This window comes from uncultured Sphingomonas sp. (genome assembly GCF_964237335.1).
In the GTDB taxonomy this organism is placed as follows: Bacteria; Pseudomonadota; Alphaproteobacteria; order Sphingomonadales; family Sphingomonadaceae; genus Sphingomonas.
Genome location: NZ_CAXSHM010000027.1, coordinates 34,531 through 47,042 on the forward strand (window position 1 = coordinate 34,531; position 12,512 = coordinate 47,042).

Here is a 12,512-nt window from a genome sequence, read left to right on the forward strand (position 1 = left end):
ATCTTCGCGGACGCCGCGACGCATGGTATGCCGGCGGCATGGCCAGCCTGCTCGCGCCCCACAACCCGCGCCTCCTAACGGTGGAGGAGTTCCTCCAGATCGACTTCGGCGCGGAGCTCAAGGCCGAGCTCGATCGCGGGGTCATCGTGATGATGGCCGGCGGGACCAGGGATCATGCGCGCATCCAGGGCAATTTCATGCGGTTCCTGGGCAATGCGCTCCGCGGAACGGGCTGCCGGCCATATGGCTCCGACATGAAGGTGCGCAGCCATGACATGTCGGTGCGCTATCCGGACGTGACGGTCGATTGCGGCGCGCTTGGCGACGCGGGCGGGGACGAGTTTCTTCATGCGCCACGGATCATCGTGGAAGTGCTGTCCCCTTCGACCCGTGGCAAGGACGCCGGGGTCAAGCTGGACGAATACCGCTCGCTGCCCACCGTCGAGACGATCGTGCTGGTCGATCCGGAAACCGAGCGGCTGCGCGTCCTCCAGCGCTCCGGACCGCAATCGTGGAACGACGCGGTCTTCGTCGGCCCCGCGGCGCTCGACCTGCCGTCGCTGAACGTCACCATGCCCCATGACGAGATTTTTGCGCGCGATTGACACAAGCTTTTTGCGGCAGGCCCGCAAGGCTTGCGCCCCGACGGCGGAGGACATAGCTGTAATCACAGCATAGGAGCGCCTGATGGCCGAGTTTCGCCTACCCAAGAACAGCGTCGTCAAGAAGGGTGAGGCGCATGCGGCGGCGCCGACGGCGACCCGGCTGAAGTCGTTTCAGGTTTATCGCTACGATCCCGACAGCGGCGCCAACCCGCGCTATGACACGTTCCAGGTCGATCTGGATAGCTGCGGCCCGATGGTGCTCGACGCGCTCATCAAGATGAAGTCGGAGCAGGACAGCACGCTCACCTTCCGTCGGTCGTGCCGTGAGGGTATCTGCGGATCGTGCTCGATGAACATCGACGGGCGCAATGGCCTCGCCTGCACGACCGCGATCGAAGACATCAAGGGCACGGTGAAGATCACGCCGTTGCCGCATATGGAGGTCATCAAGGACCTCGTCCCCGACTTCAAGCATTTTTACGCGCAATACGCCTCGATCAAGCCGTGGCTTCAGACGGTGACGCCGCCGCCCTCGGGCAAGGAGCGGCTGCAGTCGCCGGCCGATCGTGCGAAACTCGACGGGCTGTACGAGTGCATCCTGTGCGCCTGCTGCTCGACGTCTTGCCCAAGCTACTGGTGGAACTCGGACAAGTTCCTGGGTCCGGCGATCCTGCTCCAGGCGTATCGCTGGCTGGCCGACAGCCGCGACGAGATGACGGGCGAGCGGCTCGATGCGCTGGAGGATCCGTTCCGCCTGTATCGCTGCCACACGATCATGAACTGCGCCAACACCTGCCCCAAGGGCCTGAACCCCGCCAAGGCCATCGCCGAGACCAAGAAGCTGGAAGCCGAGCGGGTCGTCTGAGGCGATCGCGCCCACGCGGGCAGGATGTTAGCGCAACGTCGGGACTGGACCTCTGCTTGGGCAGGGGTATCAGGACTGGATGGGTGACGCTTTTCTCTATGACGACGATCCCGCGGAACCTGGGTGGAAACGATGGCAGTTTCGCGATGCCACCCGCTACAATGCGTTCATCGAGCCGATCCATGTCCGCATCGAGGACGGCACCGCGCGCGTCCGGATGACGCCGGAGCGCCGGCACTCCAACATGCGGGAGGCGGTGCATGGTGGCGCTCTGTTGGGCTTCATGGACGTCGCCCTGTTCGCCGCGTCCCGCGGGCTGGGTGCATTGACCGAGAGCGCCGTGACGCTCGACCTGTCGGCGCAATTCATCGGAGCCGGCCGGATCGGCGAGCCACTGGAGGCGCGGGTGGAGCTGTTGCGCGAAACGGGTCGGATGCTGTTCCTGCGCGGCCTGATCGTCCAGGAGCATGAGCCGGTGGTCGCGAGCTTCACCGGAACGCTGAAGAAAATGGCGCCGTGATCCCTCCGTCTTTCTCCTGTCTTGTGCCCTTCACCTCCGTTCGTCCTGAGCTTGTCGAAGGACTGGCTTGTTTCTTCTATGTCCAGTCCGAACAAGGGCAGCGCTTCGACAGGCTTAGCCTGAACGGGTTTGGTAGCAGGGGGGCGTTGAATGCCTGACGTCCTGGCTGCCTATGATGCGCTCGTCGCCTCGGGCGAGTTGCACGCCGATCCCGAACAGGCGGAGGCGGCGCGGTTGCTGGACGCGCTGGCGACGCGGCTGGAGCAACCGTCCCGTGTCGGCTTGCTGGCCCGTCTGTCACGGCGGCGGCCCGAGCCGGTCCGAGGCGCCTACCTGTGGGGTGGCGTCGGTCGCGGCAAGTCGATGCTGATGGACCTGTTCTTCGTCAACGTCGGCATCGCGGCCAAGCGCCGCGTCCATTTCGGCGCCTTCATGCTGGAGGTCCACGCACGTCTCGCCGCCGAGCGCGCGCGGCCGAAGGAGGCTGGCGAAGCCGGCGATCCGATCCCGCCCGTCGCCGCCGCGATCGCCGCCGAGACGCGGCTGCTGGCCTTCGACGAGATGATGGTCACCAACTCGCCCGACGCGATGATCCTCTCGCGGTTGTTCACGCAGGTGATCGAGGGTGGGGTGACGGTGGTGACGACGTCCAACCGTCCGCCCGTCGATCTCTATCGCAACGGCCTCAACCGCGAGCATTTCCTGCCGTTCATCGCGCTGATCGAGGCGCGCATGGACGTGCTCGCCCTCAATGGCCCCGTCGATCATCGCCGCGACCGGCTCGGCAGCCAGGAAACGTGGCTCGTGCCGAACGGTGCGATGGCGACCGCCGACCTGTCGGCCGCGTTCTTCCGGCTGACCGACCACCCGGTCGAGGACGCCGCGCACGTCCCGTCGTTCACGCTGCAGGTCAGCGCCGGCCGCACCCTGCGCGTCCCGCGTGCGCTGAAAGGCGTGGCAGTGTTCTCGTTCAGGAAATTGTGTGGAGAGGCACGGGGGACGCCCGACTATCTTGCCGTCGCGCGCACCTTCCACACCGTGATCCTGGTCGGCATACCCCGGCTCGGGCCGGACAATCGCAACGAGGCCGCCCGGTTCGTCGCGCTCGTCGACCAGCTGTACGAGTACAAGGTCAAACTCCTCGCGGCCGCGGATGCCGATCCGGACCAGCTCTATGTCGCCGGCGATGGCGCGTTCGAGTTCCAGCGGACGGCGAGCCGGCTGGAGGAGATGCGCTCCGATGCCTACCTGGACGCCAGCCACGGCAGTTAGTTGCTATCGGTTCGCAAGTGCATTAGATCACGATTTGGGTTGCTCTGCCTGTTTCGACCGCCTAAGCCGCCGCGCGACTAGGGCGCCGCGGATGGTGATGGCGCGCGCAACCGGAGATTGGGATGTCCCGCAACAAGATCGCGCTGATCGGCGCCGGCAACATCGGCGGCACGCTTGCGCATCTGGCCGCTTTGAAGGGTCTGGGCGACATCGTCCTGTTCGACGTGGCGGAGGGCGTGCCGCAGGGCAAGGCGCTCGATCTGTCGCAGTGCGGGCCGGTGGAGGGCTTCGACGCGACGATCACCGGCTCGAACGACTACGCCGACATCGCCGGCGCGGACGTCATCATCGTCACCGCCGGCGTCGCCCGCAAGCCGGGCATGAGCCGCGACGACCTGCTGGGCATCAACCTCAAGGTAATGAAGGCGGTGGGCGAGGGCATCAAGGCCAACGCCCCCGATGCCTTCGTGATCTGCATCACCAACCCGCTCGACGCGATGGTGTGGGCGTTGCGCGAGTTTTCGGGGCTGCCGACGCACAAGGTCGTCGGCATGGCGGGCGTATTGGACTCGGCGCGTTTCAGCCACTTCATCGCCGACGAGTTCAAGGTGTCGGTCAAGGACGTGTCGACCTTCGTGCTCGGCGGCCATGGCGACACGATGGTGCCGGTGGTGCAATATTCGACGGTCGCCGGCATCCCGGTGCCCGACCTCATCAAGATGGGTCGCACGACGCAGGACAAGATCGACGCGATCGTCAAGCGCACTCGCGGCGGCGGCGGCGAGATCGTCGCGCTACTCAAGACCGGTTCCGCCTATTATGCGCCGGCGACCAGCGGCATCGCTATGGCGGAGGCGTATCTGTACGATCAGAAGCGCGTCCTCCCCGCCGCAGCCTACATCGAGGGCCAGTATGGGCTGGACGGCCTGTACGTCGGCGTACCCGTGGTGATCGGCGCGGGCGGCGTCGAGCAGATCATCGAGATCGCGCTGGACGACGAGGCGAAGGCCAATCTGAAGGTCAGCGTGGACGCGGTGAAAGAACTGCTGGAGGCCTGCAAAGGCATCGACGAGAGCCTGGCGTAGGCACGATGGCCGAGCGCGATCCCTCTGAGCTGCGCCGGAACTATCCGGCCTATGAGGAGGATTTCGCGGCTTGGCTTGGTGCACAGGCGGCGTTGCTGCGTGCCCGCCGCTTTGACGAACTCGACATCGAACATCTGGTGGATGAGGTGGAGAGCGTGGGTCGCAGCGAGTTCCGGGCGTTCGCCAGTTCGATCGAACTCATCATCTTCCATATGTTGAAGTGGGACTTCCAGCCCGAGCTTCGCGGCACTAGCTGGCGAAAATCGATACGGGATCAGCGTCGCTCGGCGGCCAAGTTGCTTGTCGACAACCCCAGTTTCAAACTCCGGATAGTCGAGGCTGTCGAGCTCGCTTATATCGGCATGCCCGAGGCGGTGAATGATGAAACCGGGGTGCCGGCGTATCGACTGCCGCAGTCCTGCCCGTACAGTTGGGACGAGATAATGAACCGTCTGCACGATCTAAATCCCGACCGGCCTTGGCCGAACTGACCATTAACCGGAGCACGGCTTCAGTATGAGCATTCTCGTCGACCGCAACACCAAGGTCATCACGCAAGGCATGACCGGGGAGACCGGCAGCTTCCATACCAAAGCGGCGCTGGAATACGGTACGCAGATGGTGGGTGGAGTCACGCCCGGCAAAGGCGGCACCGAGCATCTCGGGCTGCCGGTGTACAACACCGTCGCCGAGGCGGTGAGCAAGACCGGCGCCAGCGCGTCCGTGATCTACGTTCCGCCGCCCTTTGCGGCCGACTCGATCCTCGAAGCGATCGATGCGCAGGTGCCGTTGATCGTGACGATCACCGAGGGTATTCCGGTGCTCGACATGGTGAAGGTCAAGCGCGCGCTCAGCGGCAGCAAGTCGCGGCTGATCGGGCCGAACTGCCCGGGCGTGCTGACGCCGGGCGAATGCAAGATCGGCATCATGCCCGGCAGCATCTTCAAGAAGGGTAGCGTCGGCGTCGTCTCGCGCTCGGGCACGCTGACGTATGAGGCGGTGTTCCAGACGTCGAATGCAGGACTGGGGCAGACGACCGCCGTCGGCATCGGCGGCGATCCGGTCAACGGCACCAACTTCATCGATGTGCTCGAGTTGTTCCTGGCCGACGACGCCACCCAGTCGATCATCATGATCGGCGAAATCGGCGGCTCGGCGGAGGAGGAGGCGGCGCAGTTCCTGCGCGACGAGGCGAAGCGTGGACGCACCAAGCCGATGGCAGGCTTCATCGCCGGCCGCACCGCGCCTCCCGGGCGCCGGATGGGCCATGCCGGGGCGATCGTCTCGGGCGGCCAGGGCGGCGCCGAGGACAAGATCGCCGCGATGGAAGCGGCGGGCATCAAGGTGGCGGCGAGCCCCAGCGAACTGGGATCGACACTGCTGGAGGTGCTGAAGGGTTGATCGGTCTCCCTCTCCCGGTGGGAGAGGGAGAGAGCGGCGCAAGCCGCGGAAGGGTGAGGGTAATAAAACCGTCGCCCTCATCTTTCCACCCGCTGGCGCGGGCGGGCCCCTCCTTCTTCCAAAGGGAGAAGGGAAAGGAACAAACGATGGGCTACGAAGGTCAGGATTTCGGCGATATCGCGGGCGGCGTCAGCCCGGCGTTCGTGGATGCGTTGTACGCCCGGTACAAGGCGTCGCCCGACAGCGTCGAGCCGCAGTGGCGTGGGCTGTTCGAGGGGCTGGAGGGGCCGAGCCGCCCGAGCTGGACCAACGCCGCCTGGCCGCCGTCGACCACCGATGACCTGACCGCCGCGCTCGACCCGACGCAGATGGAGCCGGCACCCAAGCCTGTTAAGGGTGGGGCCAAGCCCGCTCCGGCCGCCGCCGCTCCCGCACCGTCCCAGGCGGACATCATCCGCGCCGCGGCGGACTCGATCCGCGCGCAGCTCCTGATCCGCACCTATCGCGTGCGCGGGCATCTGGCGGCGCAGCTCGATCCGCTCGGCCTCGTCAAGAACGAGATGCCGGCGGACCTCAAGACCGAGTATCACGGCTTCTCCAACGCCGACATCGACCGTCCCGTGTATCTCGGCGGCACGATGGGGCTGGAGTGGGCGACGATCCGCGAGCTGGTCGACATCCTGCGCGCCAATTACTGCGGCGCGGTCGGGCTGGAGTTCATGCACATCGTCGACGTGGAGGAGCGCCGCTTCCTTCAAGAGCGGATGGAAGGCCAGGACAAGGCGGTCGATTTCACCCCGCTCGGCAAGAAGGCGATCCTCAACAAGGTGATCGAGGCCGAGCAGTGGGAGAAGTTCCTGGGCCGCAAATACGTCGGCACCAAGCGCTTCGGCCTCGACGGCGGCGAGAGCATGATCCCCGCGCTCGAAAGCGTCATCAAATACGGTGGCCAGATGGGCATCGACGAGATCGTGTTCGGCATGGCGCATCGCGGCCGGCTGAACGTGCTCGCCAACGTGATGGCCAAGCCGCTGCGCGTCATCTTTCACGAGTTCGCCGGCGGATCGTCCAACCCTGACGACATCGGGGGCTCGGGCGACGTCAAATACCACCTCGGCACCAGCACCGATCGCGAGTTCGACGGCCACCACGTCCATATGAGCCTGGTCGCCAATCCGTCGCACCTGGAGGCCGCCGATCCGGTGGTGCTGGGCAAGACGCGGGCGATCCAGACGATCGCCGGCGACCTGACCGAGCATAGCCGCTCGCTGCCTGTGCTGATCCATGGCGACGCGGCGATGGCGGGGCAGGGGATCGTCTGGGAGTGTCTCGGCTTCTCCGGCATCCGCGGCTATAATACAGGCGGCTGCGTCCACTTCATCATCAACAACCAGATCGGCTTCACGACCAGCCCGCAGTTCGCGCGCTCGTCACCCTATTCGTCGGACGTCGCCAAGGGCGTCCAGGCGCCGATCTTCCACGTCAACGGCGACGATCCCGAGGCCGTGACGTTCGCGACCAAGATGGCGATGGAGTTCCGGCAGAAGTTCCACCGCGACATCGTGATCGACATGTGGTGCTATCGCCGCTTCGGCCACAACGAGGGCGACGAGCCGAGCTTCACCCAGCCGCTGATGTACGGCCGCATTCGCCAGCACCCCCCGGTCAGCGAGGTCTATGGCCGCCGGCTGATCGCGGAAGGCGTGGTCGATCAGACGTGGATCGACGACAACGTCAACCAGTATGTCACGCGGCTGGAAGGCGAGTTCGAGGCCGGCGCGACCTACAAGGCGAACCGTGCGGATTGGTTCGCGGGCCGCTGGTCGGGCCTCCATGCGCCGGCGGATGCGGAGACCGCACGCCGCAACGTCGAGACGGGGATCGAGCCCAAGCTGTTCGATGCGCTCGGCCGCACACTGACCGGCGTGCCCGAAGGCCTGACCATACACAAGACGCTCGGCCGGGTGCTCGAGGCCAAGGCGCAGATGTTCAAGACAGGGCAGGGGTTCGACTGGGCGACCGGCGAGGCGCTGGCGTTCGGGTCGCTGCTGTCGGAAGGCTATGGCGTCCGCCTCTCGGGGCAGGACTCCGGCCGGGGCACGTTCAGCCAGCGCCATGCCGTGTGGGTCGACCAGAGCGACGAGCATAAGTACGTGCCACTCCAGACGGTGGAGCACGGCCGTTTCGAGGTGCTGGACTCGCCGTTGAGCGAATATGGCGTGCTCGGCTTCGAATACGGCTATGCGCTCGCCGACCCCAAGACATTGGTGTTGTGGGAGGCGCAGTTCGGCGATTTCGTCAACGGCGCGCAGATCATGATCGACCAGTTCATCGCGTCGGGCGAGGCCAAGTGGCTGCGCGCCAACGGGCTCGTTATGCTGCTGCCGCACGGATACGAGGGGCAGGGCCCGGAGCACTCGTCCGCCCGGCCCGAGCGGTTCCTGCAATTGTGTGCGCAGGACAACATGCAGGTCGCCAACTGCACCACGCCAGCCAATTACTTCCACCTCCTGCGCCGGCAGATGCACCGCGGCTTCCGCAAGCCGCTGATCGTGATGACGCCCAAGTCGCTGCTCCGCCACAAGATGGCGGTCAGCACGGCGGCGGAGTTCTGCGGGGACAGCCATTTCCGGCGCCTCTTGTCGGACCCGTCGGCGCCCGCCGACGCGACGACCAAGCGCGTCGTGCTCTGCACCGGCAAGGTGGCGTACGACCTGATCGAGGCACGCGACGCGGCGGGCGACACGACGACGCAGATCGTGCGCGTCGAGCAGCTTTATCCTTTTCCCGGCGACGCGCTGGCGGCGCGTCTCGCGCGGATGCCTGCGCTGGAGGAGGTCGTCTGGGCGCAGGAAGAACCCCGCAACCAGGGATATTGGGCTGTCGCGGAGCCTTATGTCGAGGCGGCGATGGTCACGTCGGGTGTCGGGCCCAAGCGGCCTCGCTATGCCGGCCGGGCGGCCGCGGCCTCGCCCGCGACGGGGCTGATGAAGCGGCACCAGCTCGAACAATCGGCGCTCGTCGCCGACGCACTGGGGCAGAGCGTGCGCGGCGAGATCCGGCGTACGCAAAAATCATAGATGGAAATCCCGTTCTTTCGTTCACCCTGAGCTTGTCGAAGGGCTGCCTTTCTTCGAGAGGCAAGGGCAGGGCTTCGACAAGCTCAGCCTGAACGGTAATTGGGGTCAGGGAGTAAGCAGATGGCTACCGAAGTTCTTGTCCCCGTGCTGGGCGAATCGATTACCGAAGCCACGCTCGGGGAATGGCTCAAGCAGCCGGGCGACCCCGTGAAGGCCGACGAGCCGATCGCGAGCCTGGAGACCGACAAGGTGTCGGTCGAGGTACCGTCGCCGGTCGCGGGCACGATGGGCCAGCATGCGGTGAAGGTGGGCGACACCGTCGAGGTCGGCGCGATGATCGCCACCATCGACGCGGGTGCCGGCGCCCCGGCACAGCAGGCCGCGCCGCAGCCCGCCGTCACATCCGGCGGCGACAGGGGCGGCGCGCCTGCGACGGCCGAGCAGCCCCGCCTGCGCGATGAAGCGCCCGCCGCCGGTGACTCAGCCGCCGCGCTCTCGCCGTCGGTGCGTCGCGCCGTGCTCGAGCATGGCGTCGATCCCGCGACGGTGAAGGGGACGGGCCGCGACGGGCGGCTGACCAAGGAAGACGTCACGGCCGCCGCCAGTGCGCGGCCGGCCGAGGTGCCGGCGGCTCCGGCTCCCGCACCCTCGTCTGCGCCCATGCCTGCTCCGACCGGTGCGGGCCGCAACGAGGAGCGCGTCCGCATGACGCGCCTGCGCCAGACGATCGCCAAGCGGCTGAAGGAGGCGCAGAACACCGCCGCGATGCTCACGACGTTCAACGACGTGGACATGGGCGCGGTGATGGAGGCGCGCGCCAAGTACAAGGACCTGTTCGAGAAGAAGCATGGCGTCCGGCTGGGCTTCATGGGCTTCTTCGTGAAGGCCGCATGCATGGCGCTGAAGGACGTGCCGAGCGTCAACGCCTCGATCGAGGGCGACGAGGTCGTCTATCGCGATTACGCCGACGTGTCGGTCGCGGTCTCCGCCCCCAATGGCCTGGTGGTACCGGTAATCCGCGACGCCGACAAGCTGTCGGTCGCGGGTATCGAGAAGACGATCGGCGACTTCGGCCGCCGTGCCAAGGACGGCACGCTCAAGATGGACGAGATGCGCGGCGGCACCTTCACCATCTCGAACGGCGGCGTGTTCGGCAGCCTGATGTCGACCCCGATCATCAACCCGCCGCAGTCGGCGGTGCTGGGCCTCCACCGGATCGAGGAACGGCCCGTGGTGGTGAAGGGCCAGATCATGGCGCGGCCGATGATGTACCTGGCGCTGTCCTACGACCACCGCATCATCGACGGTCGCGAGGCGGTGACGTTCCTGGTCGCGCTCAAGAATGCTATCGAGGACCCGACGCGGATTTTGATCGATCTGTAGGGACGTGACAGTGGGAGCAACGGAGATGGACTGGCGCGAGCACATACATTCGGACTCAGAAGTCATGGGGGGCAAGCCCGTGATCCGCGGCACGCGCATCACTGTCGAGATCGTCCTCGATTGGCTCGTTGCCGGCTGGTCCGAGGCCGAGCTGTTCGACAATTACCCCCGTCTGACCGCGGATGCGTTAAAGGCGGTGTTCGCTTTTCCCCGTGAGATCGCGTCAGCGCAGCTTTACTCACCGGTAACGCAGGCCGCGTGAGCGATGCGCTTTCTGATCGACGAAAACGTTCCCTTCGTCGTGGTAATCACATTGCGCGAACTCGGGCATGATCGTTTCGCCGTTGCCGAAAGTACGCCAAGCGCTCTCGATCCAGACATCATGGCGCAGGCCCGGCACGAAGACCGGGTGCGCGTCACGTTCGACCAGGACTATAGCCGCATGATCTTCCGGGAAGGACAGCCTGCACCCTCCGGCGTCGTATATATGCAGAGCCGTCCTCAACACGCCGCGTTAGTCGGCGACCTGTTCCTGACGCTATTTCGTACAGGCGCAATCGACCCCATCTCTCGCTTCGTCGTGATCGAGCCGGGTACCGTCCGCTCGATGCCGCTTGTCTAGGAAGAAAAATGGCTGACACTTTCGATTATGACGTCCTCGTGATCGGCGCCGGCCCGGGTGGCTATGTCGCAGCGATCCGGGCGGCGCAGCTCGGCCTCCGCACCGCCTGTGCGGAGAGCCGCGAGACGCTGGGGGGCACGTGCCTCAACGTCGGGTGCATCCCGTCCAAGGCGCTGCTCCACGCCAGCGAGATCTACGAGGAGGCCAAGGGCGGGCACCTGACCAAGTTCGGCATCGATTTTACGGGCGTGACGCTCAACCTCGACCAGATGCACGCCGAGAAGGCCAAGGCGGTGAAGGAGCTGACCGGCGGCGTTGAGTTCCTGTTCAAGAAGAACAAGGTGACGTGGCTGAAGGGCCTCGCGAGGTTCAAGGACCCGCACACCGTCGAGGTAGCGGGAAATACCGTCACCGCGAAGGACATCGTCATCGCCACCGGCTCGTCGGTGACGCCGTTGGGCGGAGTCACGGTCGACCAGCAGGTGGTGGTCGATTCCACCGGCGCGCTCGCGTTGCCCAAGGTTCCCGAGCATCTGGTGGTGATCGGCGGCGGCGTCATCGGTCTGGAGCTCGGCAGCGTCTGGCGGCGGCTGGGCGCCAAGGTGACGGTGGTTGAATATGTCGACCAGATCCTGCCCGGCTTCGACGGCGAGGTGCGCAAGGAGAGCGCGCGGCTGTTCAAGAAGCAGGGCATGGACCTCCGCCTGTCGACCAAGGTGACGGGCGTCGAGGTGGCCGACGGCCGCGCGACGGTGACCGTCGAGCCGGCTGCGGGTGGCGAGCCCGAGACGCTGTCCGCCGACGCGGTGCTGGTCGCAATCGGCCGGCGCGCGAACGTCGACGGGTTGAACCTTGAGGCGATCGGCCTGGCGCTCAACGCACGCGGCCAGCTCGAGACCGACCACTCGTTCCGCACAACGGTGCCGGGCGTATGGGCGATCGGCGACGCGATCCCCGGCCTGATGCTCGCGCACAAGGCGGAGGACGAGGGCGTCGCGGTGGCGGAGAACATCGCCGGCCATACCGGCATCGTCAGCGAGGCAGTCATCCCGTCGGTGGTCTACACCATGCCCGAGATCGCCGGCGTCGGCCTAAGCGAGGAGGTCGCCGCCGCCCATGCGCAGAAGAACGGGGGCGAGATCAAGGTCGGCAAGTTCCCCTTCGCCGCCAACAGCCGCGCCAAGACCAACCGCGACACCGACGGCTTCGTGAAGGTGATCGCCGACGCCAAGTCCGATCGCGTGCTGGGGGTGTGGATCGTCTCCAGCCTCGCGGGCACGCTGATCGCGGAAGCTGCGATCGCGATGGAGTTCGGCGCGACGAGCGAGGACATCGCCTACACCTGCCACGCGCACCCGACGCACGCGGAGGCGATCAAGGAAGCGGCGATGGCGGTACAGGGGAAGGCGATACACGCCTGAGCCGCCGCCGGCGCAGCCAAGGCTGCGCCGCGAAGCGGCCAGGCCGGCCGACGCGGCGGAAAGCCGCGTTCGAGGTCATGGGATTTACTCCCATGACGGCAGGTCTGTCCGTCCTCCGGTCGCCCCAGAACTGACCAGCGCACGTTTCTTCTTTCGTAGTCGACGTAAGCGGGACCCCGGATCAGGTCCGGGGTGACGACGAAGTGTTGATTTGCACTGAGAGTTGACCCGGAGTTTTCATCGAGAAATGACCCGGGT

12 protein-coding genes are annotated in these 12,512 nt (G+C 66.0%); all 12 read left to right on the forward strand.

Annotated features, from left to right (window positions below; translation table 11 throughout):
* Window positions 1-38 precede the first annotated feature (38 nt).
* Window positions 39-605 (forward strand): Uma2 family endonuclease, encoded by a 567-nt coding sequence (locus ACFE65_RS13090; RefSeq protein ID WP_375382807.1) that lies wholly within the window; start codon window positions 39-41, stop codon window positions 603-605.
* A gap of 82 nt (window positions 606-687) precedes the next feature.
* On the forward strand, window positions 688-1,470 hold the full coding sequence (locus ACFE65_RS13095) for a succinate dehydrogenase iron-sulfur subunit (RefSeq protein WP_375382808.1): 783 nt from the start codon (window positions 688-690) through the stop codon (window positions 1,468-1,470).
* 79 nt (window positions 1,471-1,549) lie between these two features.
* Window positions 1,550-1,990, forward strand: coding sequence for a PaaI family thioesterase (locus tag ACFE65_RS13100; protein ID WP_375382809.1), 441 nt, complete (start codon window positions 1,550-1,552; stop codon window positions 1,988-1,990).
* Window positions 1,991-2,140: 150 nt separating this feature from the next.
* Window positions 2,141-3,262 carry a cell division protein ZapE gene (zapE, locus tag ACFE65_RS13105; protein ID WP_375382810.1) on the forward strand — a complete coding sequence of 374 codons (1,122 nt, stop codon included), beginning with the start codon at window positions 2,141-2,143 and terminating at the stop codon, window positions 3,260-3,262.
* Between the two features lie 122 nt (window positions 3,263-3,384).
* Window positions 3,385-4,347: a malate dehydrogenase gene (gene mdh, locus ACFE65_RS13110; protein WP_375382811.1), complete on the forward strand. Its 963-nt coding sequence runs from the start codon at window positions 3,385-3,387 to the stop codon at window positions 4,345-4,347.
* 5 nt (window positions 4,348-4,352) lie between these two features.
* On the forward strand, window positions 4,353-4,838 hold the full coding sequence (locus tag ACFE65_RS13115) for a DUF29 domain-containing protein (RefSeq protein ID WP_375382812.1): 486 nt from the start codon (window positions 4,353-4,355) through the stop codon (window positions 4,836-4,838).
* Between the two features lie 25 nt (window positions 4,839-4,863).
* Window positions 4,864-5,748: a succinate--CoA ligase subunit alpha gene (gene sucD / locus ACFE65_RS13120; RefSeq protein ID WP_375382813.1), complete on the forward strand. Its 885-nt coding sequence runs from the start codon at window positions 4,864-4,866 to the stop codon at window positions 5,746-5,748.
* 146 nt (window positions 5,749-5,894) lie between these two features.
* Window positions 5,895-8,828, forward strand: coding sequence for a 2-oxoglutarate dehydrogenase E1 component (locus tag ACFE65_RS13125; RefSeq protein WP_375382814.1), 2,934 nt, complete (start codon window positions 5,895-5,897; stop codon window positions 8,826-8,828).
* A gap of 120 nt (window positions 8,829-8,948) precedes the next feature.
* Entirely contained in the window at window positions 8,949-10,211 is a 1,263-nt protein-coding gene (gene odhB / locus ACFE65_RS13130; RefSeq protein ID WP_375382815.1) for a 2-oxoglutarate dehydrogenase complex dihydrolipoyllysine-residue succinyltransferase, read from the forward strand.
* Window positions 10,212-10,236: 25 nt separating this feature from the next.
* Window positions 10,237-10,473, forward strand: a complete 237-nt coding sequence (locus tag ACFE65_RS13135; protein ID WP_375382816.1) for a DUF433 domain-containing protein — start codon at window positions 10,237-10,239, stop codon at window positions 10,471-10,473.
* Window positions 10,474-10,476: 3 nt separating this feature from the next.
* Complete coding sequence (locus ACFE65_RS13140; RefSeq protein WP_375382817.1) at window positions 10,477-10,833, forward strand: DUF5615 family PIN-like protein; 357 nt, start codon at window positions 10,477-10,479, stop codon at window positions 10,831-10,833.
* Window positions 10,834-10,841: 8 nt separating this feature from the next.
* The gene (gene lpdA, locus ACFE65_RS13145) at window positions 10,842-12,254 is read left to right on the forward strand and encodes a dihydrolipoyl dehydrogenase (protein ID WP_375382818.1); all 1,413 of its coding nucleotides are present in this window, start codon (window positions 10,842-10,844) and stop codon (window positions 12,252-12,254) included.
* The last annotated feature ends 258 nt before the right edge of the window (window positions 12,255-12,512 follow it).